28 protein-coding genes and 1 pseudogene are annotated in these 25,485 nt (G+C 65.4%); 17 read left to right on the forward strand and 12 right to left on the reverse strand.

What is annotated here, in order from left to right; translation table 11 throughout:
* Positions 1 to 3: 3 nt before the first annotated feature.
* From EUV02_RS09860 to fabD, 8 genes are all read right to left on the reverse strand, one after another.
* The gene (locus EUV02_RS09860; RefSeq protein ID WP_135246056.1) at positions 4 to 978 is read right to left on the reverse strand and encodes a DUF2125 domain-containing protein; all 975 of its coding nucleotides are present in this window, start codon (positions 976 to 978) and stop codon (positions 4 to 6) included.
* Positions 978 to 1,658: a lysophospholipid acyltransferase family protein gene (locus EUV02_RS09865; RefSeq protein ID WP_135246057.1), complete on the reverse strand. Its 681-nt coding sequence runs from the start codon at positions 1,656 to 1,658 to the stop codon at positions 978 to 980. The genes EUV02_RS09860 and EUV02_RS09865 overlap by 1 nt, the downstream gene beginning before the upstream one ends.
* Positions 1,655 to 2,251 (reverse strand): YdcF family protein, encoded by a 597-nt coding sequence (locus EUV02_RS09870; protein ID WP_341533709.1) that lies wholly within the window; start codon positions 2,249 to 2,251, stop codon positions 1,655 to 1,657. The genes EUV02_RS09865 and EUV02_RS09870 overlap by 4 nt, the downstream gene beginning before the upstream one ends.
* Positions 2,248 to 3,243, reverse strand: a complete 996-nt coding sequence (gene mltG, locus EUV02_RS09875) for an endolytic transglycosylase MltG (protein WP_135246058.1) — start codon at positions 3,241 to 3,243, stop codon at positions 2,248 to 2,250. Before mltG ends, EUV02_RS09870 begins: the two co-directional genes overlap by 4 nt.
* A 163-nt stretch (positions 3,244 to 3,406) precedes the next feature.
* Positions 3,407 to 4,669, reverse strand: a complete 1,263-nt coding sequence (gene fabF, locus EUV02_RS09880; protein WP_135246059.1) for a beta-ketoacyl-ACP synthase II — start codon at positions 4,667 to 4,669, stop codon at positions 3,407 to 3,409.
* Positions 4,670 to 4,869: 200 nt separating this feature from the next.
* Complete coding sequence (locus EUV02_RS09885) at positions 4,870 to 5,109, reverse strand: acyl carrier protein (RefSeq protein ID WP_135246060.1); 240 nt, start codon at positions 5,107 to 5,109, stop codon at positions 4,870 to 4,872.
* A gap of 131 nt (positions 5,110 to 5,240) precedes the next feature.
* Complete coding sequence (gene fabG / locus EUV02_RS09890; RefSeq protein ID WP_135246061.1) at positions 5,241 to 5,975, reverse strand: 3-oxoacyl-[acyl-carrier-protein] reductase; 735 nt, start codon at positions 5,973 to 5,975, stop codon at positions 5,241 to 5,243.
* Positions 5,976 to 5,977: 2 nt separating this feature from the next.
* Positions 5,978 to 6,913, reverse strand: a complete 936-nt coding sequence (gene fabD, locus EUV02_RS09895; protein WP_135246062.1) for an ACP S-malonyltransferase — start codon at positions 6,911 to 6,913, stop codon at positions 5,978 to 5,980.
* Between the two features lie 251 nt (positions 6,914 to 7,164).
* On the opposite strand from fabD, the gene EUV02_RS09900 reads away from it, so the two are divergent.
* From EUV02_RS09900 to rplI, 4 genes are all read left to right on the forward strand, one after another.
* Entirely contained in the window at positions 7,165 to 8,289 is a 1,125-nt protein-coding gene (locus EUV02_RS09900) for a tetratricopeptide repeat protein (protein ID WP_135246063.1), read from the forward strand.
* A gap of 189 nt (positions 8,290 to 8,478) precedes the next feature.
* On the forward strand, positions 8,479 to 8,973 hold the full coding sequence (gene rpsF / locus EUV02_RS09905) for a 30S ribosomal protein S6 (protein ID WP_135246064.1): 495 nt from the start codon (positions 8,479 to 8,481) through the stop codon (positions 8,971 to 8,973).
* 15 nt (positions 8,974 to 8,988) lie between these two features.
* A complete protein-coding gene (rpsR, locus tag EUV02_RS09910) occupies positions 8,989 to 9,213 on the forward strand; it encodes a 30S ribosomal protein S18 (protein ID WP_135246065.1) in 225 nt (74 codons plus the stop codon).
* An 11-nt stretch (positions 9,214 to 9,224) separates the two neighbouring features.
* Positions 9,225 to 9,833, forward strand: a complete 609-nt coding sequence (gene rplI / locus EUV02_RS09915; protein ID WP_135246066.1) for a 50S ribosomal protein L9 — start codon at positions 9,225 to 9,227, stop codon at positions 9,831 to 9,833.
* Between the two features lie 166 nt (positions 9,834 to 9,999).
* Here the strand turns inward: rplI and EUV02_RS09920 are convergent, their stop codons facing one another.
* Complete coding sequence (locus tag EUV02_RS09920) at positions 10,000 to 10,665, reverse strand: OmpW/AlkL family protein (protein WP_135246067.1); 666 nt, start codon at positions 10,663 to 10,665, stop codon at positions 10,000 to 10,002.
* Here EUV02_RS09920 and EUV02_RS15660 point away from each other — a divergent pair.
* Complete coding sequence (locus tag EUV02_RS15660) at positions 10,646 to 10,816, forward strand: hypothetical protein (protein ID WP_166430590.1); 171 nt, start codon at positions 10,646 to 10,648, stop codon at positions 10,814 to 10,816. The two genes, EUV02_RS09920 and EUV02_RS15660, sit on opposite strands and share 20 nt — an antisense overlap.
* On the opposite strand, the gene EUV02_RS09925 is transcribed toward EUV02_RS15660, so the two are convergent.
* Complete coding sequence (locus EUV02_RS09925; protein ID WP_135246068.1) at positions 10,817 to 11,572, reverse strand: hypothetical protein; 756 nt, start codon at positions 11,570 to 11,572, stop codon at positions 10,817 to 10,819.
* A 205-nt stretch (positions 11,573 to 11,777) separates the two neighbouring features.
* Between EUV02_RS09925 and EUV02_RS09930 the strand changes: the two genes are divergently transcribed.
* The 9 genes and pseudogenes from EUV02_RS09930 to EUV02_RS09970 all read left to right on the forward strand — a co-directional run bounded on the left by EUV02_RS09930 (position 11,778) and on the right by EUV02_RS09970 (position 18,454).
* A complete protein-coding gene (locus EUV02_RS09930; protein WP_135246069.1) occupies positions 11,778 to 13,061 on the forward strand; it encodes a replication-associated recombination protein A in 1,284 nt (427 codons plus the stop codon).
* Between the two features lie 140 nt (positions 13,062 to 13,201).
* The gene (locus tag EUV02_RS09935; RefSeq protein WP_243445849.1) at positions 13,202 to 13,945 is read left to right on the forward strand and encodes a hypothetical protein; all 744 of its coding nucleotides are present in this window, start codon (positions 13,202 to 13,204) and stop codon (positions 13,943 to 13,945) included.
* Between the two features lie 51 nt (positions 13,946 to 13,996).
* Positions 13,997 to 14,398, forward strand: coding sequence for a fluoride efflux transporter CrcB (gene crcB / locus EUV02_RS09940; RefSeq protein ID WP_135246070.1), 402 nt, complete (start codon positions 13,997 to 13,999; stop codon positions 14,396 to 14,398).
* A complete protein-coding gene (locus EUV02_RS09945; RefSeq protein WP_135246071.1) occupies positions 14,395 to 15,576 on the forward strand; it encodes an RluA family pseudouridine synthase in 1,182 nt (393 codons plus the stop codon). Before crcB ends, EUV02_RS09945 begins: the two co-directional genes overlap by 4 nt.
* A 6-nt stretch (positions 15,577 to 15,582) precedes the next feature.
* Positions 15,583 to 16,179, forward strand: a complete 597-nt coding sequence (locus EUV02_RS09950; RefSeq protein ID WP_135246072.1) for an FMN-binding negative transcriptional regulator — start codon at positions 15,583 to 15,585, stop codon at positions 16,177 to 16,179.
* Positions 16,180 to 16,745: 566 nt separating this feature from the next.
* Positions 16,746 to 16,841, forward strand: a pseudogene (locus EUV02_RS16115) (PEPxxWA-CTERM sorting domain-containing protein); the annotation flags it as partial.
* Positions 16,842 to 16,884: 43 nt separating this feature from the next.
* A complete protein-coding gene (locus tag EUV02_RS09960; RefSeq protein ID WP_135246073.1) occupies positions 16,885 to 17,559 on the forward strand; it encodes an HAD-IA family hydrolase in 675 nt (224 codons plus the stop codon).
* Positions 17,556 to 17,774: a hypothetical protein gene (locus EUV02_RS09965; RefSeq protein WP_135246074.1), complete on the forward strand. Its 219-nt coding sequence runs from the start codon at positions 17,556 to 17,558 to the stop codon at positions 17,772 to 17,774. The genes EUV02_RS09960 and EUV02_RS09965 overlap by 4 nt, the downstream gene beginning before the upstream one ends.
* On the forward strand, positions 17,771 to 18,454 hold the full coding sequence (locus tag EUV02_RS09970) for an ATP12 family chaperone protein (protein WP_135246075.1): 684 nt from the start codon (positions 17,771 to 17,773) through the stop codon (positions 18,452 to 18,454). Before EUV02_RS09965 ends, EUV02_RS09970 begins: the two co-directional genes overlap by 4 nt.
* A 93-nt stretch (positions 18,455 to 18,547) precedes the next feature.
* Here the strand turns inward: EUV02_RS09970 and EUV02_RS09975 are convergent, their stop codons facing one another.
* Positions 18,548 to 19,090, reverse strand: a complete 543-nt coding sequence (locus tag EUV02_RS09975) for a hypothetical protein (protein ID WP_135246076.1) — start codon at positions 19,088 to 19,090, stop codon at positions 18,548 to 18,550.
* Positions 19,091 to 19,231: 141 nt separating this feature from the next.
* On the opposite strand from EUV02_RS09975, the gene EUV02_RS09980 reads away from it, so the two are divergent.
* From EUV02_RS09980 to EUV02_RS09990, 3 genes are all read left to right on the forward strand, one after another.
* The gene (locus EUV02_RS09980; protein ID WP_135246077.1) at positions 19,232 to 20,764 is read left to right on the forward strand and encodes an acyl-CoA carboxylase subunit beta; all 1,533 of its coding nucleotides are present in this window, start codon (positions 19,232 to 19,234) and stop codon (positions 20,762 to 20,764) included.
* A 246-nt stretch (positions 20,765 to 21,010) separates the two neighbouring features.
* Positions 21,011 to 21,688, forward strand: a complete 678-nt coding sequence (locus EUV02_RS09985) for a PEPxxWA-CTERM sorting domain-containing protein (protein ID WP_243445851.1) — start codon at positions 21,011 to 21,013, stop codon at positions 21,686 to 21,688.
* A 138-nt stretch (positions 21,689 to 21,826) separates the two neighbouring features.
* A complete protein-coding gene (locus tag EUV02_RS09990) occupies positions 21,827 to 23,833 on the forward strand; it encodes an acetyl-CoA carboxylase biotin carboxylase subunit (protein ID WP_135246078.1) in 2,007 nt (668 codons plus the stop codon).
* Between the two features lie 129 nt (positions 23,834 to 23,962).
* Here EUV02_RS09990 and EUV02_RS09995 read toward each other — a convergent pair whose 3' ends face one another.
* Positions 23,963 to 25,465: a Do family serine endopeptidase gene (locus EUV02_RS09995; protein WP_135246079.1), complete on the reverse strand. Its 1,503-nt coding sequence runs from the start codon at positions 25,463 to 25,465 to the stop codon at positions 23,963 to 23,965.
* Positions 25,466 to 25,485: the final 20 nt, after the last annotated feature.

Consider the following 25,485-nt stretch of genomic DNA (forward strand, 5'->3'; position numbering starts at 1 on the left):
GCGCTAGCGCCGCAACACCGGGCACGGCGGTTGCTGGCCGCGTACAGGGCGTGTCTCCCAGCCCGCCGGCGGTTCGCCCAGCGTCACCACGCCGCCCTGCACCGTCACCGGCATCCGCACCGCGACACGCAGGCGCTTTTCGGGCGGGGCGGGGGTGCCGGCGAACGCGGCACGCAGCATATGCGGGCAAACCGTCGTCACCGTGCCGGCAATCGCCAGCCGGCCGCCCTGCGGCACCGCGCTGCCGCTGGCGCTGAGCACTTCTCCGGTGGCGTCGGTCAGCGTCAATGCGGTCAGTTCGACCGTGCCGCGTTGCGCCCAGCCGGCATAGCTGCGGACCAGCGCGCTGCCGGTGGCATTGAAGTCGGCGGTCAAGGTCAGCGGGTCGCCGCCGCCGAGTTTGGCGCCCGCGCCCTTGAGCACGAATTGCGCGACGGGGGCGGCGGTGGGGGCGGCGCCCTCGGTTTTGGCGGGGGTCATCTCGCGTAGGTGGAGCTCGAAGCTGTCGGCAGTCAGCGGTACAGGCAGCAGGCCGATGGTGAGCGTTGCGTTATCGAAGTGCGTCGAGAGCCGTGCCAGCCGCTTGCCGTCAAGTCGCAGGCTGGCACTGCCGAGCGGGGCCGACAGCGCGATGCTGGCGTCGGCGAGCGGTGGCACCGCGACGGCAAAGCGTGGTTGCTTGAACGCCAGCACCGTCAGATCGGGCTGCCATGGACCGCGGTTGAGTACCGCCACCTCGGCACTGGCAGTGGCGCGCAAGCCGGGGCTGTCGTGGCGCAGCGCTGGTGCCTTGATCTGGTCTTCGAGGCGGTAGGGAAAGCCGCTGACCTCGGTGGTCGCATCGGGCATCACCGCACGAATGTCATCGGCGAAACGGTCGCGGAAGCCGCTCCACATCAACCAATAGGCGCCAATGCCAAGCACCAGCGGCACCAGCGTCAGCCACAACGGGAAACGACGTTTAGTAGGCGTATTCATCAGTTGAGCTGGTTGATCGCGGCGTGGATCTGCGCCTCGATATCCTCGCGCTTCAGGCCTGGCGCGATGGCCGGCAGGAAGCGGATGGTGATCGTGCCGGGGTGCTTGACCAACCCCTTTGGCCAGCACTTTCCCGAATCGAGCGCCACCGGCACCACCGGCACCTTGAGCATCTTGTAGAGCCCGGCGAACCCGGATTGGAGCTTGGGCTGGTCACCGACAGCAGTGCGCGTGCCTTCGGGGAAAATCACGATCGGCCGGTCCTGCGCCAACGCACTGCGCGCCGCCGCCATCATCGCGCGCAAGGCGGATGCCGACCCGGCGCGGTCGACCGGGATGGTGCCGTGCTTGGCCGCGACAAAGCCCCAGAACGGGATCTTGTGGAGCTCGGCCTTCATCACTACGGCCGGGTTGTCGAACAGCCACAGCGTCAGGATCGCCTCGAACCCGGCCTGGTGCTTCATCGCGACGATGACGCCGTTCTGCGGCACCTCGCCCTCGACGATCAGCTTGATACCCATCAGGTTGGTCGCGCACCAGTAGAACCAGCGCGACCAGAATTTCGAGCCCCAGACCAGCGCCGCAGGCGAAATCAGCGCACCGGCGGCAGCCGCCAGCACCGTCGGCACCGAGCCGATGTAGAAGACGATGGTGAACAGCAGCGACCGTAACCAGTTCATCGGGCAATTCCCAGCTTGAGCACGACCCAGCGCAACAGCAGCTTGTTATACTCGCGCGCGACGCGGGCGGCAGCCGGTTCATTGGGCACAGCATCAGTCACGATGACAATATTGGCGGGCAGTTGCGCGCGCAGTTCGAGTTCGGCGCGGCGCATGTGCCAGGCGCTGGTCACCAGCCGCAGCGAATGGAAATCGTTCGCGGCGATCCAGTCGGTGGTCTCCGCGGCGTTCGAGCGCGTGTCGACGGCGCTGTAGCCAAGGTCGACGTGGCTGGCGAGCAGCCGACGGTTGGCGATGCGCGCTGCCGCATCGAGGCTGTGGCCATCGATATCGGAGTCGAGCGTCGCCGCGAGCTCGGCGCGCGTCACCGCCTCGCCTACCCCCGACACCAGCATGCGCTTGGCCGAGCCGGCCTGCATGACCGCGACGCCGCGTGCCAGACGGCCCGGCCCGCCGGTCAGTACGACCACGGCATCGGTCGCGACCGCCAGCGGCGTTGCTTCGGGAAGCGTCGCGGTGAACAACACGAACCCCGTCAGCCACGCCAGCGTCGCGACGGCACCGGCGCGCACCAACAGTCCGGTGGTGCTCACATTTCACCCCGCGACCGGCGCAGCACATACCATTTCGCGACATTGGCATTGTGTTCGGCGAGCGTGGTCGCAAACACATGGCCGCCGCTGCCATCGGCGACGAAATACAGCGCCTTGGTCGGTTCGGGATCGAGCACCGCGGCAATCGATGCACGCCCCGGATTGGCAATTGGCCCCTTCGGCAGCCCGGCGCGCGCATAGGTGTTGTAGCCATTATCGGCATCGAGCTCGGAGCGCTTGATGCGGCGGCCGAGCGGCTTGCCCTGGGTGATCGGGTAGATGACCGTCGGGTCGGCATCCAGCTTCATGCCAATCCGCAGCCGGTTCGAATAGACGCCGGCGATCATCCGGCGCTCGCTCGCCTTGCCGGTTTCCTTCTCGACGATCGATGCCAGAATCACCGCCTCCTCGGGCGTCTTGACGACGCTCAATGCGGTGCGCTTGGGCCAGAGTTCAGCGAGCGTGCGCTTCATTGCCGCCTGCATCGTCGTGACCGCATCGGCGCGCGGACTGCCGTTGGCGAAATGATAGGTGTCAGGCAGTACCGAGCCTTCGGCTGGCACCGCGATATCGCCGGTCAGGTCTTCGTTACCACGCAGCCGTTCGGCGACCATCACCGACGGCCAGCCTTCGGGAATTGTCACGCGCGTTGTCGCCACCCGCCCCGACTGCAGCATCGACAAAATGCCGCCATAGCCCAGCCCCTTGGGGATTGCGTAGCTGCCGGCCTGCACGCCGCGGCCGCCGCCGACCGCCCGCGCCATCGCCACGAACAGCGCGGGTTGCTCGACCAGTCCCGCGTCCTCAAGCTGTGCGGCGGCCTGCCGCAAACTCGCGCCCGCCGGCACCTCGACTGTCACCAGCGGCGCCCCCGCTGGCGAGCGCGCTGACCAGCGTTGCGCGGCGAAACCGGCACCGATGACCAGCAGCAGCGCCGCAATCAGCGCCCACCATGCCAGTGGCGAGCGCTTCGGTTTTCCGGGCGCGACCATTGCTAGTTACAGCAAGACGGAGGGAAGCGAAGGGCCTCCGGCGGGCAGGGCCGCAAGCCCTGCACCCGAATGTTGGGCATAGCCCTGTGGGTGCGTATCGAGCGCATCGAAACTAATGGGTGCAGGGCCAAGGCCCTGCCCGCCGGAGGCTCTTTCCCCATCCCTAGACCGCGCGCATCACCAGCGTCGCGTTGGTGCCGCCGAAGCCGAAGCTGTTGTTGAGCACGGCCTTGATCTTGCGCGTCTTGGCGACATGCGGGACGAGGTCGACGCCAATGCAACCGTCCGACGGATTGTCGAGGTTGAGCGTCGGCGGTGCGACCTGGTCGCGCAGTGCCAGCAGGCAGAAGATGCTTTCGACAGCGCCGGCGCCACCAAGCAAATGGCCGATGGCGGACTTGGTCGACGACATCGACACGGTTTCGATCGCCGAGCCGAACAGCCGGCGCACCGCGCCGAGTTCGAGCTCGTCGCCCATCGGTGTCGAGGTGCCGTGCGCGTTGATATAGTCGATGTCCGACGGGTCGAGCCCGGCCTTGCGCAGCGCCATCTGCATCGAACGGAATGCGCCCGAGCCTTCGGGGTGCGGCGCGGTGACGTGATAGGCGTCGCCGGTCAGGCCGTAGCCGATGACTTCGCCGTAGATCTTGGCGCCGCGCGCCTTGGCGCGTTCATATTCCTCGAGCACCACCATGCCGGCGCCTTCGCCCATGACGAAGCCGTCGCGGTCCTTGTCGTACGGGCGCGAGGCCTTTTCGGGGGTGGCGTTGAAGCCGGTGGACAGCGCGCGTGCCTGTGCGAAACCGGCGATGCCGATCGGGCAGATCGCACCTTCGGCGCCGCCGGCGACCATGACATCGGCGTCATCCATGGCGATCAGCCGTGCGGCATCGCCGATGGCATGCGCGCCGGTCGAGCAGGCGGTGACGACGGCATGGTTGGGCCCCATCAGGCCATATTTGATCGAAACCTGACCCGAAATCAGGTTGATCAGCCGGCCGTGGACGAAGTGTGGGCTAACGCGGCGCGGGCCGCGTTCGAACAGCACGATCGATTCCTTTTCGATACCGGGCAGGCCGCCGATGCCCGAACCCATCAGCACACCGGCGCGGTAGCGTTCTTCCTCGCTCATGTCGGTCAGCCCGGCATCTTCGAGCGCCTGGCTGGCGGCGTCGATGCCGTAGATGATGAACGGATCGACCTGGCGCTGGACCTTGTGATCGACGCGGAGGTCGGCGTCGAAGGTTTCGCCGCTCCCATCACCGCGCAGCACTTCGCAGGCAATCGTGCAGGCATAGTCGCTGGCGTCGAAGCGGGTGATCTGGCGCGCGCCGGACTTGGAGGCGAGGATGTTCGCCCAGGTGCGCTCGACGCTGGCCCCCAGCGGTGTGACCATGCCCAGTCCGGTTACGACGACGCGGCGCATTGGCGCTTCCTTTCGTTGGTGGCGGCAAACCCTGCCGCCAGCGGGCGCTGTCTGGCCCATAATTCATACTGCCAGCGCTTGCGGACAAGCGCCAAAGAAAACCGTTTCGGAGCCGGTGCCAAACAAAACGGCTCCCCGGCGTGTGCGGAGAGCCGTCTTGGCAGGTCGATGATCAAGCTGATCTTCCCGGCGCGCGCGGCTCAGGCCGCGGCGTTTGCCTCGATGAAGCCGATCGCGTCCTTGACGGTCAGGATCTTCTCGGCTGCATCGTCGGGGATTTCGACGCCGAATTCTTCTTCGAACGCCATCACCAGCTCGACAGTGTCGAGGCTGTCGGCACCGAGATCGTCGATGAAGCTCGATTCGGTCGTGACCTTGTCGGCTTCGACGCCGAGGTGCTCGACGACAATCTTCTTAACGCGGTCTGCGATGTCGCTCATGCTCGTTCCTTCCGAAATTGGCTGACCTTGGCTGGCGCCGCGGTGCCCCTGTTTTGTGTCCCCCTAGCCGATAGCCGCGCTAGCGCGTCGTGGCAAGTGGTTGGGCGCGGCGCGCGGGCTTTCACCCCTTGCTAAATCATCGCCATCCCGCCGTTGACGTGTAGCGTCTGGCCGGTGACATACGCCGCCTCGCGCGACGCCAGATAGACCACGGCAGCGGCGATATCGGCACCTTCGCCGAGCCGGCCGGCGGGAATCCGTGTCGTCAGGGCTTCCTTCTGCGCTTCGGGCAGCACGTCGGTCATCGGCGAAGTGATGAAGCCGGGCGCGACGCAATTGACGGTGACGTTGCGGCTGGCGACTTCCTGCGCCAGCGCCTTTGACATGCCGATGAGGCCAGCCTTCGACGCGGCATAATTGACCTGCCCCGGATTGCCGGTGACTCCGACGACCGAAGTCACCGAGATGATGCGGCCGTGGCGCGCCTTCATCATCGGGCGCAGCGCGGCGCGGGCAAGGCGGAAGGCGGCTTCAAGATTGACGCGGATGACGGTGTCCCATTCCTCGTCCTTCATGCGCATCGCGAGGTTGTCGCGCGTTACGCCGGCATTGTTGACGAGAATGTCAAGCGACCCGAGCGCTTCGACCGCGCGACCGACGAGCGCATCCACCGCCGCCGCGTCGGACAGGTCGCAGGCGAGCACCACCGACCCCGGCAGCTCGGCGGCGAGCGCCTCGAGCGGTGCGACGCGCGTCCCCGACAGCGCGACGCGCGCGCCCTGGGCGGCGAGGCCGCGCGCGATGGCGGAACCCAGCCCGCCGCTGGCGCCGGTGACGAGTGCGGTCATGCCGGTCAAATCGAACATGGTCATAGTCCTTTCGCGAGAGCTTCGATGCTGTCCATGTCGCCGGCGTGTTCGACTTGCAGCTCGGGGGTGATGCGCTTGATCATCGGGCCGACGACCTTGCCGCCGAGTTCGACGAAGCATTCGGTGCCGAGTTCGGCCATCGCCAGCACCGATTCGCGCCAGCGCACCATGCCGGTGACCTGCTCGACCAGCAGCCCGCGGATGGTGTCGGGGTCGCTGACCGGTGCGGCGGTGACATTGGCGACAAGCGGCACGAACGGGCCGTTCAAGGCGGCGGTGGCGAGCGCCGTCGCCATCGCATCGGCGGCGGGCTGCATCAGCGCGCAATGGAACGGCGCCGAAACCGGCAGCAGCATGCCGCGCTTGACGCCCAAGGTCTTGGCGATCTCGATAGCGCGTTCGACGGCGGCCTTATGGCCCGAAATCACAACCTGGCCGGGGGCGTTGTCGTTGGCGACGGTGCAGGTTTCGCCCTGCGCGGCGTCGCGCGACGCGGCTTCGGCCTGTTCGAGGCTGGCGCCGAGCAATGCCGCCATCGCGCCGACACCGACGGGGACGGCGGCCTGCATCGCGGTGCCGCGCAGCTTGAGCAGCCGCGCCGTGTCGGCGAGGCTGAGCGCGCCCGCCGCGCACAGCGCGCTATATTCGCCGAGGCTGTGACCGGCGACATAAGCCGCCTTGTCGGCGAGCCGGAACCCGTCGCTTTCGAGCACGCGCAGCACCGCGATGCTCAGCGCCATGATCGCGGGCTGGGCGTTGGCGGTCAGCTGCAGCGCATCCTCGGGGCCATCGAACATCAACGCCGACAGCTTCTGGTTCAGCGCGTCATCGACTTCCTCGAACGTCGCGCGCGCCACCGGGCTGGCGGCGGCGAGCGCCTTGCCCATGCCGACGACCTGGCTGCCTTGCCCTGGAAACACAAAAGCCCTGCGCATCACTCACTCCCCTTGGGGCCGGTTGTGCCGGCGCCATCTCTTCGGTTCACGCTGCGGGCGATAAGGCAATCGGCCCGCCGCTGGCAACAATCGTCCGCTATCGGCAACATTGTTCCTTTAACCCGCGCGCCGGCTTTCTGCCATTTGGGTTTGCGCGCGACGAATGATTCGATAATGTCGCCCCGTTCATCAACCGGCCACACGCGGGCGGGTAGAGTCGATTTGTCTTTTTCAAACCCAAGAGGAACATCATGAAGTCAGTCATGCAACGTATCGCTGCCCGGGCCTCGCTCGCCGGCGTGCTCGCCGCGCTGGTCGTCGCCGCCCCGGGTGCCGCTGCCGTTTCGTCGGCGGTCGGCAAGCCGTTGCAGTCGGCCGCCGCTGCCGCCAAGGCCGGCAACACCGGCGCCGCGATCAAGGCCGTCGATCAGGCCCGCGCTGCCGCCAAGACCGATGAAGAACGCAAGAAGGTCGCCGAGATGGCGGGCTATGTCTACACGCGCGCCGGCCAGTACGGTAAGGCGGCCGCCGAGCTCGAAAGCATCGGCGCGCCCGCGACGCAGCTGGCGCCGCTCTATTACCAGGCCGGCCAGTACGACAAGGCAATTGCCACCGCCAAGCGTGCCGGCGGCGGCGAAGGCATGCAGATCATCATCGCGCAGTCGTATCTGCACACCGGGCGCGCCAAGGATGCGGTCGTCGCCTACCAGAACCTGATCAAGGCCAATGGACCCAAGCCGGCGTATCTGTCGAGCCTGGCGTCGGCGCAGTACAAGGCCGGCGACAAGGCGGGCTATCTCGCCACGACGACCAAGCTCATCAAGGTCGATTCGAGCCCCGAGCGCTGGAAGGCGCTGCTCACCAACTTCATGCAGACCTCGATGCGCCCCGAAGCGCGCCTCGCGAGCTTCTACCTGATGCAGCAGACCGGCGCGATCGACCGTCCGGTCGACTGGCTCGATTTCGGCAAACTGGCGATCGTCAACAACCAGCCCGGCACCGCAGTTGCGGTGCTGCCCAAGGCCGGCGACCTCAGCGGCGACCCGATGAGCGCCAAGCTGATGACCGCCGCCAGCTCGCGCGCCGCGCCGGCACTCGCCGCCGCGCCCAAGCAGGCCGCCAACCCGGCTACCGCGCTGCAGGCAGGCAACGCCTTCCTCGGTGCTGGCCAGTATCCGCAGGCCGCCGCAGCTTATGCAACGGCGGTCAAGGCCGGTGGCGCGACAGCCGACCAGGCCCGCGTCTATGGCGGCATTGCGCTGGTCAAGGCCGGCAACCTGGGCGCTGCCAAGGCGCAGTTCGCCGCGGTCGACCCCAAGAGCTACATGAAGGATATCGCCGACCTTTGGGCGCTGTACGTTTCGACCAAGGGCTAAGCCTGCCGAACCCGTGCCCGAGACCACTTGCGTTTCGGGCGCGGTTCTGACAAAGAGCATCGCGACGACGGCGGGGCCTTGGCTCCGCCGTTGTTTTTCGCATTCCGGTGCAAGCTGGTTGCGAAATTTCGAAAGCCGGAGGGGCGTCGGATTGTCCGACGTCAGCGATCGGCCAAAGGAGAGTATTTCATGCCGTTTTACGAGCATGTCTTCCTTGCGCGTCAGGACTTGGCAACTGCTCAGGTCGAAGCGTTGACGGAAGGCTTCAGCAAAATCATTACCGATGGCAATGGCCGCGTCGCCAAGAACGAATATTGGGGCCTGCGCTCGATCGCCTATCGCATCAAGAAGAACCGCAAGGCGCACTATGTGCAGCTCGACATCGACGCGCCGGCAACGGCAATCGCCGAACTCGAGCGCCAGATCGGCCTCAGCGAAGACGTCCTGCGCTACATGACCGTCCGTGTCGATGAACTCGAAGCCGGCCCGTCGGCGATGATGCGCCGTTCGGAACGCAGCGAGCGCGATGGCGCCCGTGGCGGTGACCGTGGCGAACGCGGCGGCTTCGGCGGCGAACGCGAAGGTCGCGGCTTCGGCGGTGACCGTCCCGAACGTGGCGATCGTCCCGAACGTGCCCCCCGTGCAGACGGCGAGCGTGGCGGTTTCCGCCCGCGCGCCGCTTAAGAAAGGACCTTAAACATGGGTCGCCCGTTTTTCCGTCGTCGCAAGAGCTGCCCGTTCTCGGGTGCCGATGCGCCCAAGATCGATTACAAGGACGTCCGCCTGCTTCAGGGCTTCGTCTCCGAGCGCGGCAAGATCGTCCCGTCGCGCATCACCGCCGTTTCGGGCAAAAAGCAGCGTGAGCTGGCACAGGCGATCAAGCGCGCCCGCCACCTCGGCCTGCTGCCCTTCCTCGTCAAGTAAGGAGAGTAGCAATGGATGTCATTCTGCTCGAACGCGTCGAAAAGCTCGGCAACATCGGCGAGATCGTTTCGGTCAAGCCCGGCTTCGCACGCAACTTCCTGCTGCCGCGCAACAAGGCGTTGCGCGCTTCGGAAGCCAACAAGAAGCGCTTTGAAGCCAATCGTGCCCATATCGAGGCCGAAAACGCGATGAAGCGCGACCACGCCATCGAAGATTCGAAGGCAGTCGAAGGCAAGTCGGTCATTCTGATCCGCCAGGCATCGAACACCGGCCAGCTCTACGGTTCGGTCGCCACCCGCGACCTCGCCGAAGCCCTGACCGAAGACGGCGCCAAGGTCAGCCGCAACCAGATCATCCTTGATCGTCCGATCAAGGCACTGGGGCTGTACGAAGTCCGCGTCGCGCTGCACCCGGAAGTGTCGGTGACCATCAAGGTCAACATCGCACGTTCGCCCGAAGAGGCCGAACTGCAGGCCAAGGGTGTCGATGTCACCGCCGACATGTTCGAACGCGACAACGCTGGCTTCACCGAAGACTATGATCCGAACGCCGAACCCGGCCTCGCGACCGACGAAGTCGTCGCCGCCGAAATCGTCGAAGAAGACACCGCCGAAGGCTAGTCTTTGCGGCATACGCATTGAAAAATGCCGGTGCGGTTTCGACCGCACCGGCATTTTTTTATAGTTTGCAGGTGGTTGAAGGGCCTGCCCGCCACAGGCACTCGAATCGAAAACGGCCGCGCATTTTGCGATGCGCGGCCGCTTTGTCGTAGTTGGCGGAGCTGGTTTAGAAGCGCATGCCCAGACCGACACCCGCGACGATCGGGTTGATGTTGACATCAACCTTGTTGACGACAGCGCCGGTCGTCAGTGTCGCCGTCGTTCCCATATCGATGTACTTGACGTCGAAGTTGAGGAAGACCTTCGGGCTGACATCGACATCGAAGCCGGCCTGGGCTGCCCAGCCGAAGCTGCTGCTCATCGAGACATCGGTCGCACCGAGCGCCGAATTGACGAACGAGCTGGCGCTTTCAGAATAGTAGATCGTGTAGTTGATGCCGGCACCGACATACGGACGCACGGCCGACTTCGGCATGAAGTGATATTGCAGCGTCAGCGTCGGGGGCAGCACCCAGGCGCTGAGCAGCGGCTGGCCGGCCAGCGCGCCCGAAGCGCCCGTTGCCGAATGCTTCGACGTGGCGAGGATCAGTTCGGCACCGATGTTGTCGGTGAACATGTAGGTAAAGTCGAGTTCAGGCACGAACTTCGTGTTGATATCGACCGTCGAAGCCGGGAACATCGGATTGATGCCGCCCGACGAGCCGGTCGGCGCGATCAGGATGCCGCGCAGACGGACGAGCCAGTCGCCCTTTGCGATACCGGTTTCGGCGTGCGCCGGAGCAGTCAGCGCCAATGCTGCGATTGCCGCGGTGATGAACAATTTGGTCTTCATGTCAGCCTCCTGTGTGAACACACACAGCGAGTACTGCCGCAACCCGATTGCAACATTGATCCAGCGCAAGAATGGCGTGTCGTTTCGGCAACAGTGCAGTCAATTCGCGCGCGAACTGCAAACCACCGCAGAAAAGATCACCACAGGCTGACTAGCCGGCCAGTGACTCCACCGAATGCGCAAACGACATCCATGGCGCGCTGTTGCCGACCGGCACCAGCAGCAGTGTGTACGCTAGAATCAGCGCGGCGCCGATGACATAGACGCGCGGCACATGCCCGAGCCGGCGCCAGTCATGCACCATCGGGATCGCCAGCAGCGCCAGCGCGGCAAACCCCGGCGGCACCGCCACCATCACCGGCGGCGGCCCGACGGCGCCCGGCGGTGCGAACAGCAGCATGAACACCCGCGCGATTGCCGCGTGCATCAGCGGAATCATCGTCAGGATCATCAGCCGCTTGTGCATTTCGGGGCGCCGGACATTGGCAATCGCCAGTGCGAAAAAGCCGGTGAAAAGCGGCAGCGCCAGCAGCGGCACCACGACAAAGCGCCGCGCCGCATCACCCATGCCGATGGCGTCAGCCACCTTGATCTCGTTGATTGATGCCAACACCACGGTGAATGCCATCCCCGACACCAGCGCGATGCCGAGCAGCCCCAGGCTGCGATGCAGCGGCACGCGGCGCGTCGCCACCAGCAACGTCTGGGTGAAATACAGCATCGTCCAGCTGAAGAAGAACAACCCATGGACATGCATCACCGGATTGCCGGTAAAGCTGCCGGTCGCCAGCTTGGCCCAATAAGTCGGAATGAAGCCGCCGAACGCGATCACCGCGAACAGCACTGCCATGCCGACATAAAACCATTGATCGCTGCGCACGCCGATACGCGGTGCCAGTGTCGCCATATAGTCCGTCCCCCGACCGAATATAATGGCTGCAAGAATCAGACGAATTTGAAGCTAGGTCAAGTGGCTAGAGCCTCCGGCGGGCAGGCCTGAGGCCTGCACCCATTTGTTTGGCGCTCTTCAATCGGGTGCAAGCCTCAGGCCTGCCCGCCGGAGGCTCTTCAATTCAACTGCAACTTATCCAGACCTGCGCTATCAACGCGCCATGTCCGACCTGTTCCCTTCCACGCCGCCCGTCGCGCCGCTTGCCGAGCGCTTGCGGCCGGCGTCGCTCGCCGAGGTTGTCGGCCAGGAGCATCTTACCGGGCCGGCCGGCGCGATCGGGCGCATGGTGGCAGCGGGCAAGCTCGCCAGCATGGTGCTGTGGGGGCCGCCCGGCACCGGCAAGACGACGATTGCGCGGCTGCTCGCTGACGCAGTGGGCATGCGGTTTGTCGGGGTGTCGGCGGTGTTTTCGGGGGTGGCCGACCTCAAGAAGCTGTTTGCCGAGGCGCGTGCGGCATCGGTGCCGACATTGCTGTTCGTGGATGAGATCCACCGCTTCAACCGCGCGCAGCAGGATGGATTCTTGAGCGTTGTCGAGGACGGCACGGTGGTGCTGGTCGGCGCGACGACCGAGAACCCGAGCTTTGAACTCAACGCCGCTATTCTCAGCCGCGCGCAGGTGCTGATCGTGCGCCGGCTCGATGCAGCGGCGCTCGATGCATTGCTGGTGCGCGCCGAAACGCTCGAAGGCCGGACGCTGCCGCTGACGGTGGAGGCGCGCGAGGCGCTGATCGCGTCGGCGGATGGTGACGGGCGCTTCCTGCTCAACCAGGCCGAGACGCTGTTTTCGCTGGCGCTCGAAGCGCCTCTGGAACCCGCGGCGCTGGGCGAGCTGCTCCACCGCCGCATGCCGGTCTATGACAAGGACCGCGAGGGCCACTACAATCTGATCTCGGCGCTGCACAAATCGCTGCGCGGCTCGGACCCCGATGCGGCGCTATATTGGCTGGCGCGGATGCTGGTCGCGGGCGAGGAGCCGCTCTACCTGCTGCGCCGGCTGGTGCGCTTTGCCAGCGAGGACATCGGGCTCGCCGATTCGAACGCGTTGCAGGTCTGCCTCGCCGCCAAGGATGCCTATGATTTCCTGGGCTCCCCCGAAGGCGAGCTGGCGATCGTCCACGCCTGCCTCTACCTCGCTACCGCGCCCAAATCGAACCGCGCCTATGCCGCCGCCAAAGCCGCAATGCGCGCCGCGAAGGAAACCGGCTCGCTGACGCCGCCGCAAAACATCCTCAACGCGCCGACCAAGCTGATGAAGAACCTCGGCTACGGCAAAGGCTATGCCTATGACCATGACGTCGAGGGCGGCTTTTCGGGCGCCAACTACTGGCCCGACGAAATGGCGCCGCAAAGCTTCTACACGCCCACCGAACGTGGCCACGAAAAGCGCATCGCCGAACGCATGGCGTGGTGGGCCGAGCGTCGGGCCGAAAGAGCCAAGTGAAAGGGCCTCCGGCGGGCAGGCGTGACCCCTGCACCCAACAATCGGGTGCAGGCGTCACGCCTGCCCGCCGGAGGCCCTTCGAAGCCTTTGTCGGCATCGACTGGTCAGGCGCGCGCGGCGCGCGGCACAAGTCGGTGCAAGTGGCCATCGCCGAATCCGGCGATACCGCGCCGCGTCTGGTACTGCCAGCGAGCGGTGTCTGGTCGCGCCAAGGCGTGCTTGACTGGCTCGCCGCTTTGGACGGCGACGTGCTGATCGGCATGGACGCGGGGTTTGGCTTCGCCGCGGTGCCGGGGTTCGAAGGGCCGGCACGGGCGTTGTGGGCGGACATCGATGCGGTGTGCGCGGCTGAACCCGATCTAGGTGGCCATGCCTATGTCGACCACCGCCGCGATGCGTTCTGGCTGGGGGCGGCTGACGGCCCACGCCATTTGCGCGCGCATCTGCGCGCCACCGAAGCGGCCTATGCGGCGTCGAAGCTCGGGCAACCGACGTCGAACTTCGTGCTGCTCGGCGCGGCGCAGGTCGGCAAGGCGACGCTGTCGGCGATGCGGTTGCTGCACCGGCTGCCGCATCCGGTGTGGCCGTTCGATGTGGTGCCTGACACGGGGCCGTTGCTGGTTGAAATCTACGCGCAGGCGTTCGCGCGGATGGGCGGGGTGCGTGGCAAGATTCGCGACAGCGCGACGCTCGACCGCGTTCTCGCGGCGCATGGCAGCGCGGCGATGCCGGCGGGGTTCGATGCGACATTCCCCGACCATGTCGGCGACGCGCTGGTGACGGCCGCCGGCCTGCGCGCCATCCATGCACAGCCGCACTGGTGGGCACCCGCCGGGCTTGCGGTGGTGGCGCAGACCGAGGGCTGGACGTTTGGGGTGGCCTAAGATTCTGGCGGGGTGGCTTGATTTGGGCTTTCGCGCTAGAGAGACGCGATAATGAACATGATTTCTGCTTTGCCGCCGCTGCTGCTGGTCGCCATCGGTGGTGGCACCGGTGCGATGTTGCGCTATCTGGTCGGGCGCTGGGCGCTTGCGGCGTTCGGCCCGGGGTTCCCGATCGGCACGCTCGCGGTCAATTTGCTCGGCGGGCTGGCGATGGGGCTGGTGGTCGGCATGCTGGCGCGCGTCAATGAGGGCGGCGAGCATTTGCGGTTGCTGCTCGGCGTCGGCGTGCTCGGCGGATTTACGACATTTTCGGCGTTCAGCCTCGAAATGGTCAATATGGTAACGCGCAACCAACCCGGCCTCGCGGTCGCCTATGCCGCCGCCTCGGTGATCGGCAGCATGGCGGCGCTGTTCATCGGGTTGTGGATAGTGCGCGGATTGGGTGCAGCATGAGTAACGAAATCAAGCCGGTGCCGGACAATTTCCGGAGCTTCACCGTCGAACCTGACGATGACGGCATCCGGTTGGACCGCTGGTTCAAGCGCCATATGGTCGAAGTCAGCTTCAACACCGTGTCGCGCTGGGCGCGGACCGGCCAACTGCGCATCGACGGCAAGAAGGCGACGCCGGGCGACCGTATCTTGGCGGGCCAAGTGCTGCGCGTCCCGCCGGCCGATGCCGCGTTACCTGGTGCGACGATGGCGCCGACTGAAACGCGCCGCGTGTTGAGCCAGGCCGAAATCGACTATGCGCAGTCGCTGGTCATCCACAAGGACGCGCAGGCGATCGTCATCAACAAGCCCGCAGGGCTGGCGACGCAGGGCGGCACCGGCACAACGACGCATGTCGACGGGCTGCTCGACGCGCTGCAGTACACGCTGCCCAACCGGCCGAAGCTGGTGCACCGGCTCGACAAGGATACCTCGGGGGTGCTGCTGCTGGCGCGCACGGCACGCGCGGCGGCGTTCTTTTCGAAGGCGTTTTCGGGCCGAACCGCGCGCAAGGTCTATTGGGCGCTGACGGTCGGCATGCCTGAGCCCGAAGCCGGCGAGATAGATGCGCCTCTGGCGAAACAGCCCGGCACCGGCGGCGAGAAGATGCATGTCGATACCGAAGTCGGCTTGAACGCCAAGACGCGCTACCGCGTGCTCGACCATGCCGCGCTGCAAGCCGCCTGGGTCGAGTTCCAGCCGCTGACGGGCCGCACGCACCAGATCCGCGTGCATGCCGCGGCGCTGGGCCATCCGATTGTCGGCGATGCCAAATACGGCGGCAAGGAAGCGTTCCTGACCGGCGGCGTGTCGCGCAAGCTGCACCTGCACGCGCGCCGCCTGCTGATCGACCATCCCGATGGCGGCAGCCTCGACATCATTGCCGACCTACCCAACCACATGAGCGAAAGCTTCAACCTGCTCGGCTTTGATCTCGCGAACGGCGATCTGCCGCTCGACGAGGTGCATTACCTCGACACCCCCGAAGGAAAGCGCAAGGCCGAAGCTGCCGAAGCCAAGGCACGCCGAAAGTCGCGCAAGGGCGAACGCCGCGGCCGCGGCGCCGAAGAAGCGCCGCGCGCTCCCGTCAAGGCGCCGCGCCCTTCCGGCGGCGCACCGCGCGGCCGCGGCCGGGGCTGAGCAGCGTTGCACCCGGCAGCGGCGTTCAGCTGGGATGGTGCGGCGGCGCTGGCGTTTGCGGCTGATGTCGCGTTCGCGCACATCTTTGCACTGACGCCCGACGGCCCGCGCGTTGCGCATGCGCCGTTGCTGATTGCTGACGGGCGTGCGCGCTTCCATCTGTCGAACGGCAACGCGCTGACGCCGCATCTCGGCGGCGGCCACGCGACCGCGAGCCTTGCCGCGCACGACCATTATGTCAGCCCGAACTGGTACGCCGCCGCCGATCAGGTGCCGACGTGGAACTATGTTGCGGTCGAACTGGCGGGGCCGTTGCGGCGCCTTGACCCCGATGAGTTGGTGGCGCTTCTCGATGCCAGCGCCGCCACGTTCGAGCCGCGTGTCGGTGAAGGTTGGACGCGCGCCAAGATGACGCCGGCGCGGTTCGAGGCGATGTGCGGCGGCATCACCGGCTTTGAACTGACGATTGATACACTGCGCGCGACGCGCAAGCTCAGCCAGAACAAGCCTGACGCGGATGTTGCAGGATTGACGTCGGCGCTTGAAGCGTTGGGCCGCGACGATGTGGCGGCGGTGGTGCGGGCAACGCGCAACCCACTCTGACGTTAACAAATACTAAACATTGATTAACATCGATATGGATTGTATCGCTGTCTTGGCAGGGGCTGATTTTGAAGGGGTGCGACTCCATGAAAAATGTCCTGGCGATTGCGGCGGCTGCCATGGCGCTGACGGCGGCTCCGGCGCACGCGCTCAAGATCGTGCAGACCGGTGTGGCGATGATCGACCCCTATTCGGGTGGCGCCAATCTGCCTTTGCCGTGGCCGTCGGGCGGGCTGGCGCAGGGCACGAAGTATCGCGTGTCGATTCAATTTTCGCGACCGGCGATTTTCTTCAATGTCAGCTATATCGAAAACCTGAGTTTTCTATATTGCGAATACCGAACCGGTTGGTGTGGCGGTGATGACTATGACCTCTATTACAACGTCGGGGCATTGAATACTGACAGTGTTTCCGGGACGTTCACCACCGGCAAAAATTCCTACAGCAGGTCGGTTGATCGCTGGGGCAATGTCACAACTTTTGAAGAATGGTACCGTTACGTAAACGGATATTTTGACAACCAGTTCGATGGGAGCGACCCCGTCGGCTACCGGATTGCGCTGCAATCGGTTCCCGAACCGGCAAGTTGGGCGATGATGATTACGGGCTTCGGCATGATCGGCGGTAGCTTGCGGACGCGCCGGCGCGCCTTGGCGGGCTGAGCGCCGCTTCCCCCGGCGTGCGGGGTGGGGTACAGCAGCGGCAATGTCCGCAAACGCTTTTCCCCGCCTCGCCATCTTCGATTGCGACGGCACGCTGGTCGATAGCCAGGCCAACATCATTGCGGCGATGGGCGATGCCTTTGACCGCAACGGCCTGGTGCCGCCCGACCCGCACAATACGCGACGCATCGTCGGGCTGAGCCTGATCGAGGGCATGCAGGTGCTGCTGCCCGACGCTGACGCGGCGTTCCATGTGACGCTGGCGAACGACTACAAGTACGCCTTCCACCGGCTGCGCGGGTCGGGCGGGCTGGCGCCCGAGCCGCTGTACCCGGGCATTGCCGACTGCCTGCTCGAACTCGAAGCGCGCGGCTGGCTGCTGGGTGTCGCCACGGGCAAGTCCGACCGCGGGCTCGCGCTAATCCTCGACCATCACGGGCTGGCGGGGCATTTCGTCACGTTGCAGACCGCCGACCGCCACCCGTCAAAACCGCACCCGTCGATGATCCACACCGCAATGCGTGATGCCGGTGCCGCGCCCGAATCTACAGCGATGATCGGCGACACCCACTTCGACATCGAAATGGCGGTCAACGCCCGCGTCCGGCCGATCGGTGTCGATTGGGGCTATCACCACCCCGACGAGTTGCTGGCGGCAGGCGCACATAGCGTCGTGACCGATGTGAGCGCGCTGATTGCTGCACTGGAGGCCGAGTGACCGAACCCGATCCATTCAAGGCGAAACTGTATCAACTGATGCTGCTGCGGCTGGCGGGCATCGCCGTGGCGTTCGCCGGACTGGTCTGGGCGGCGACTGACCGTTTCGGGGCGCCGTCACCCGTCGGTGGTGCGCTGGTCATTGCGGTCGGATTGGTCGGGTCGCTGGTGCTAGCGCGCTGGTTGCGGCTGCGCTGGCTCAAGGAGCGTTTGTGAAGCGTTTCTACAAGGTTGTCGCGGTCACTGATACGCTGGGCATCACGCTCGACGGCAAGCCGGTGCGCACGCCCGCACGTGTCGAACTTCGGCTGCCGACGCGCGCGCTCGCCGATGCAGTTGCCGCCGAATGGGACGCGCAAGAGACGGAAATCAAACCCGAAGCGATGGTGCTGACCGGGCTGGCGAATGCCGCGATCGACCGCATCGAACCGGCGCGCGCCGACTATGCGCAGGGCCTCGCCGCCTACGCCGAATCCGATTTGCTGTGTTACCGCGCCGAAGCGCCGCCGGCGCTGGTGGCGCTGCAGGCGGAAAAATGGAACCCATGGCTGGCCTGGGCGACGGCGCGCTATGACGTGGCCTTCACCGTCACCGCGGGCATCATCCACACGCCGCAGCCGCCCGCGACCTGCGCGCGCATCGCCGCCGCCTATGCCGGCTTCGATGCCTTCACGCTGGCGGCGCTGAGTGCGGCGGTGACCATTGCCGGCTCGGCAATCCTCGGGCTGGCGTTCGGTGCGCGCGCCATCGATGCCGATACGCTGTGGCAGGCCGGCGAACTCGAAGAAATCTGGCAGGCCGAACAATGGGGCCTCGATCCGCTGGCGATTCCGGCACGTGAAGCGCGGCAGCGGTCATTGGCGGCGGCCGAACGACTATTGAGTTTGTTGGCATAAGAGCCTCCGGCGGGCAGGCGTGACGCCTGCACCCAATTGAAGAGGCCATACAAATGGGTGCAGGCCTCAGGCCTGTCCGCCGGAGGCCCTTGACTACCGCGCCGGTACGAACCAGCGCGCCAATATGTGCCCCGCCGCGCACAGCGAGATGAAGTTGATCGCACCGACATACAGCGCGTTGCGCCAGTCATGGTGGAACCAGATCGGCTCGGACAGGTTGATGAACACCACCGCGACCAGTGCGATGCCGATGACCAGACGCACGCGCGACGGGAAATCGGGGACGCGGCCGCGCACCCCCCACAGCGTCATGCCGAGCAGCAGCGCCGTGACGAACATATGGATGAAGCCGGTCAGCATGACTTGCGGATCGACCATCGCGAAACCGCCGGCGTTGTAGTTGATCGTGGCGACCGGGCCGTTGGCGAATGCCGCTGTCGTCGCGGCACTGTCGCCTGACGGGATGACATAGGTGCCGGTGCCGGGCAGCGCCTTGAGCGCGGTCTGCACGTCGAGCTGCACCGCATCGGTGGCCTGCCCGTAGCCCAGCCGCATCAGTGGGGTGCCGTACGCCAGAAAGCCGATCAGGAACATCACGATGGCAGCAATCAGGCTGCCGGTCAGGACACGTAGCATGGTCCATCCTCCCCGTGTTGCGCCGGCGTTGGCGTCGGCGATGCTGTGATTCTAACACGCAAGGCTGGCATTGATAAGTGACAGGCCCTGCGCAAGGCGCTAGTCGCATGGGCGAATCGCAGTGATGGGGATTTGGGTTACATGTTGCAGACACTGGTCGAGCTCGAACGCCGGCGCGAAGCGGCACGCATGGGTGGCGGACAGGTGCGTATCGACGCGCAGCACAAGAAGGGCCGGCTGACGGCACGCGAGCGGCTCGATATCCTGCTCGATCCGGGCAGTTTCGAAGAGCTCGACATGTATGTCGAACATAATTGCGTCGAATTCGGCATGGAAGCGACCAAGATCCCCGGCGACGGCGTCGTCACCGGATCGGGCACGATCAACGGCCGGCTCGTCTATGTGTTCAGCCAGGATTTCACCGTGTTCGGCGGGTCGCTGTCGGAACGCCACGCGCAGAAGATCTGCAAGATCATGGACAATGCCATGAAGGTCGGCGCGCCGGTCATCGGGCTCAACGACAGCGGCGGCGCTCGCATCCAGGAAGGCGTCGCATCGCTCGGCGGCTATGCCGAAGTGTTTCAGCGCAACGTGCTGGCGTCAGGCGTCATCCCGCAGATTTCGCTGATCATGGGGCCTTGTGCCGGTGGTGCGGTCTACTCGCCCGCGATGACCGACTTCATCTTCATGGTGAAGGATTCGAGCTACATGTTTGTCACCGGCCCCGACGTGGTCAAGACCGTCACCAACGAAGTCGTGACGCAGGACGAACTCGGCGGCGCCATCACCCACACCACCAAGTCAGGCGTTGCCGATCTGGCGTGCGAGGATGATGTCGATGCGCTGCTGCGCACCCGCGCGTTCTTCGATTTCCTGCCTTTGAACAACCGTGTCGGCGTGCCTTACCGGCCGAGCAGCGACGACCCCGAGCGTCTCGAAATGAGTCTCGATACGCTCGTGCCGGCGTCGGCGGCGAAGCCCTATGATATGCACGAACTGATCCGCAAGGTCGCGGACGAGGGCGAGTTCTTCGAAATCCAGCCGGCCCATGCGGCGAACATCATCGTCGGTTTCGCGCGCGTCGAAGGCTCGACAGTCGGCATCGTCGCCAACCAGCCGACGGTGCTGGCCGGCTGCCTCGACATCGCCGCATCGAAAAAGGCCGGGCGCTTCGTGCGTTTCTGCGACGCGTTCAACATTCCGATCGTCACCTTCGTCGATGTCCCCGGCTTCCTGCCCGGCACCGCGCAGGAGCATAACGGCATCATCAAGAACGGCGCCAAGCTGCTGTTCGCCTATGCCGAAGCGACGGTGCCGAAGATCACCGTCATTACCCGCAAGGCGTATGGTGGCGCCTATGACGTCATGGCGTCGAAGCATCTGCGCGGCGATTTGAACTACGCCTGGCCGACCGCCGAAATCGCCGTGATGGGCGCCAAGGGTGCGGTCGAGATCATCTTCCGCTCGGATATCGGCGACAAGGAAGCCATTGCCGAACGCACCAAGGAATATGAAGCGCGCTTCGCCAACCCGTTTGTGGCGGCGTCGATGGGCTTCATCGATGAAGTGATCATGCCGCATTCGACGCGCCGCCGGATTGCGGTGGGGCTGCGCAAGCTGCGGACGAAGAAGCTCGAAAATCCGTGGAAGAAGCACGATAATATTCCGCTCTAGGCCAAGCCGGCCGCGGCTAACGCGGCAATTGCCCTTCCAATTGCCGCGTTAGCCGCGGACTCGGCGCAGTGCCCGGCCGGCGGGGCGGGCGGCGCATTTGCCGCTCGAACCCGTCCGACGGCGTGGCTTTGCCACGACGCCCGCACCGCCTAGCATTTTGTCACCATTAATCAATTTTCACCATTTGAATTGCCCTAACCACATGTTACCGGTCTAGGACGTTCAACACGTACGGGGTGGCAAAACATGAAATTTTCATTGGCGATCACGGCAGCCGCGATCGCGCTCACGGCGCTGCCGGCAAGCGCGGTGCAGGTCTTTTCGACCAGCTATGATATGGTCAACGGCGGCGGTACCGCGTCAGGTGGCGGCTTGAACTATTGGGATGTAAACTACACCGGCAGCGGTTGCACCAGCTGCGACGGTGCCTATCTGTCGGGTGGCAGCGGCGACCTGACCGATGGCGTCGTGCCGGCTTTGCCTTGGTATTCGTATGAAAACCTGGCGGGCACCGGTCCCTATGTCGGCTGGCTTTCTTTGGTCGAGAACAACCCGGTCATTACCTTCCATTTTGCGGCGGGGACGACGGTGACTGGCCTGAGTGTCTTCGTCGACAACACGACCTATGGCGGCGTCTATGCGCCGGCCGCGATCCTGATCGATGGCGTCAACACCGCGTTCAGCCAGCCAGGCTATGGCAGCATCGGCTGGATCAATTTCACCGGCCTCAACCTGACGGGCACCAGCCACACGCTCGAACTGCAGCAGTATTATCGCCAATGGGAATTCGTCGGCGAAGTGACGTTCGATGGCCGCACCAGTGGTGCCGTTCCCGAGCCCGCCAGCTGGGCGCTGATGATTGCCGGCTTCGGCATGGTCGGCGGCACGCTGCGTAGCCGCCGACGCGCTAGCGTCGCCGCCTGAAGCCAATCGATTGAAATCGGCGCGGACGCGGTAACAGCGTCCGCGCCTTTTTCATGCGCGCCGTGCAGCGCGTCGCACTCACAGGTTGACGCGAACGTCATGAGCGGCTTTGAAGGGCGCGCAAAAGGAGCCTGCCCAGTGTTCGACAAGATCCTCATCGCCAACCGTGGTGAAATTGCCTGCCGCGTCATCAAGACCGCGCGCAAGATGGGCATCAAGACCGTCGCGGTTTATTCCGACGCCGACGCCGCCGCGCTGCATGTCGAAATGGCCGATGAAGCGGTGCGCCTCGGACCGCCGCCGGCTGCCGAATCGTACTTGCTGGGTGATGCCATTGTGCAGGCCTGCCTGAAGACCGGCGCGCAGGCGGTGCATCCGGGCTATGGGTTCCTGTCCGAACGCGAATGGTTCGCCAGCGCGCTCGCCAAGGAGAATATCGCGTTCATCGGCCCGCCGCCCAAGGCCATTGCCGCGATGGGCGACAAGATCGAATCGAAGAAGCTCGCACAAGCCGCCGGCGTGTCGGTCGTCCCGGGCTTCATCGGTGAAATCAACGACACCGAGCATGCGGTCCGCATCGCCAACGAAATCGGCTACCCCGTGATGATGAAGGCTTCGGCCGGCGGCGGCGGCAAGGGCATGCGACTGGCATGGAGCGAGCGCGACGTCCGCGATGGCTTCCAGTCGACGCGCAACGAAGGCAAGGCGAGCTTCGGCGACGACCGCGTCTTCATCGAAAAGTTCGTCGAACAGCCGCGCCACATCGAAATACAGCTGATCGGCGACCAGCACGGCAATACCGTCTATTTGAACGAGCGCGATTGCTCGATCCAGCGCCGCCACCAGAAGGTCGTCGAGGAAGCCCCGAGCCCGTTCGTGACACCCGAAATGCGCAAGGCGATGGGCGAGCAGGCCGTCGCGCTGGCGAACGGCGTCGGCTATTTCAGCGCCGGTACCGTCGAGTTCATCGCCGGCGCCGACCGCAGCTTCTACTTCCTCGAAATGAACACGCGGCTGCAGGTCGAGCACCCGGTCACCGAATGCATCACCGGGCTCGACTTGGTCGAATGCATGATCCGCGTCGCCGCCGGCGAACCGCTCGGCTTTACACAGAAGGACGTCAAGCTCGACGGCTGGGCGATCGAAACGCGCGTCTATGCCGAAGACCCGTACCGCGGTTTCCTGCCGTCGATCGGCCGCCTGTCGCGGTGCGCGCCGCCGGCTGAAGGTGACGGCGTCCGCGTCGATACCGGTGTCGTCGAAGGCGCTGAAATCAGCATGTTCTACGACCCGATGATCGCCAAGCTGATCACCCACGGCGCTACCCGCGCCGAAGCCATCGAAAAGCAGACGATCGCGCTCGACCGCTACCTCGTCCGCGGCGTCGGCAACAACATCGATTTCGTCTCGGCGGTCATGCAGCACCCGCGCTTCCAGGCCGGCGAGCAGGTCACCACCGCGTTCATTGCCGAAGAATATCCCGACGGCTTCCACGGCGCCCCCGCGACGCCGGAAACCATCCAGGGCCTTGTCGCCGCCGCTGCCGTCATCAACGCCGTCGATACTGAACGCGCGCAGCTCATCGACGGGCAATTGAACGGCTACGGCGCGCAATATGGCGAGGACTGGGTCGTCCAACTCGGCGGCGAAAACCACGCGGTTTCGGTGCTGGCCGCCGGTGACTCCTACGATGTCGCACTCGGCGGCGTGACGCTGCGGCTGACCACCGAATGGCGCGTCGGCGAGCCGCTGTTCGAAGCGCGCCTCGAAGACGAAGACGGCAACCGCCGCACCGTCGTCATCGCCATCGACCGCCTCGCCGCCGGCTTCCGGCTGACGACGCGCGGCGCCAGCCACATCGCACGCGTGCTCACGCCGCGCAGCGCCGCACTCGCCGCCTACATGATCCCCAAAATCGCCCCCGACATGTCGCGCTACCTGCTATGCCCGATGCCCGGCCTCGTCATGGCACTCGGCGTCAAGGCAGGCGACAAGGTCGAAGCCGGCCAGGCACTCGCCACCGTCGAAGCCATGAAGATGGAAAACATCCTGCGCGCCGAGAAGTCGGGCACGATCAAGGAAGTTCGCGCCAGCGTCGGCGAGAGCCTTGCGGTGGATGCAGTGATTCTGGAATTTGAAGTCTAAGAGCCTCCGGCGGGCAGGGGCTTGCCCCTGCACCCGGATATTGGGTCAGCGCCGCAGCCCCCAACGTCGCGTTATGTCGCACGGAATTCATTTGGGTGCAGGGCCTAAGGCCCTGCCCGCCGGAGGCCCTTAACGAGGCGATGGCGGCGTGCCGCCCGTCTCGCAGGTGAAGCGGTTGCCCGCCTGCGCGCAATCGAACGTTTGGCTGGCGCGGCGGTAGCGCAGCGCCGGCGGGCCCGACTGCACCGCCAGTTTGACGTCGGCGACCGAGCGCACGGCCTTGCCATTGACCGTTTCGATCAGGTCGCCGGGGCGCAGGTTGATAAGCCTCAGTGCCGGTGCCGAGGTTGAAATCTCGATGACGACGACGCCCTTTTCGGGGAACCCGAGCCCGAGTTCCTGCGCATAGGCCGGCGACAGGTTGGCGATCTTGCTGCCGTTGAGAATGTTGTTGCCGGTGATGACGGTGATGTCGCGCGGCGGGCTTTCGGGCGGCTTCTCCAGCTTGACCGGTATGGTCATCGGCTTGCCGTTGCGGATGATGCCAATGCTGGCGGTGCTGCCGACGGCCTCGGTGGCGATTTTGTAGCGCAGCATGCCGGCATTGGCGACGTCGCTGCCGTTGACCGACACCAGCACATCGCCTTCTTTCAGGCCGGCATCGGCCGCAGGTGAACCGGGCGCGACATTGGTCAGCAGTACGCCGCGCGGTGTTGCAAAGCCGAGCGCGCGCGCCGTGTCGGGGGTCACGCCTTCGCCTTCGGCGCCGATCCAGCCGGTGACGAGCTTGCCCGACGGCGCGGCCTTGAGGAACACGCGCACCATGTTCGAGGGGATGGCAAAGCCGATGCCGACCGAATTGCCGGTCTGGCTTGCGATCATCGTGTTGATGCCAATCAGCCGGCCGCGCATGTCGAGCAGCGCGCCGCCCGAGTTGCCGGGGTTGATCGCGGCGTCGGTCTGCAGGAAGAATTGCCGGTCGGATGCGCCCAGGCCGTTGCGCGCGAGCGCCGAGATAATGCCATGCGTGACAGTCTGGCCGATGCCGAACGGGTCGCCGATGGCGAGCACGATGTCACCGACTTCAACCGCGTCCGAATCGGCGAGTTCGACGGTGGGCAGCGGTACGCCCTTGGTGTCGATGCGCAGCACCGCCAGATCGGTGCGCGGGTCCGAAAACACGATCTTCGCCGGATATTCGCGGCGGTCGGCGAGCGACACCAGGATGTCGGTGGCGTCACCCACGACATGGCTGTTGGTGACAATCAGCCCGTCGGCATCGACAATGACGCCTGACCCGAGCGAGCGCGCGACACGCGGCGGCGGCGCAACGCCCGAAAACTGCTGGCGCAGATATTCTTCCATCGTCCGTGGGCCGGTGGCGACAAGCTTGGCGGCGAAGATGTTGACCACGGCGGGCGCGGCGCGCTTGACGACGGGGGCGTATGAAAGCTGGACTTGCGTCGGATCGACCGGCGCCATGCGCGCGGTCAGCGGCGCCGCAGTCTGGGCGTCGGTGGCGGCGGGGTGTAGGTCGAGCCCGACAAACAACGCCACCGCGGCAGTCGCGCCCAGCGCGCCGAGCAGCAGCGCACGCGTGGCAGTCATCGGTTTTGCGGGTGTAGTGGTCATGCGGCAGTTCCCGTTCAACT

It is taken from the genome of Glacieibacterium arshaanense (assembly GCF_004681125.1).
Classification (GTDB): Bacteria; Pseudomonadota; Alphaproteobacteria; order Sphingomonadales; family Sphingomonadaceae; genus Polymorphobacter_A; species Polymorphobacter_A arshaanense.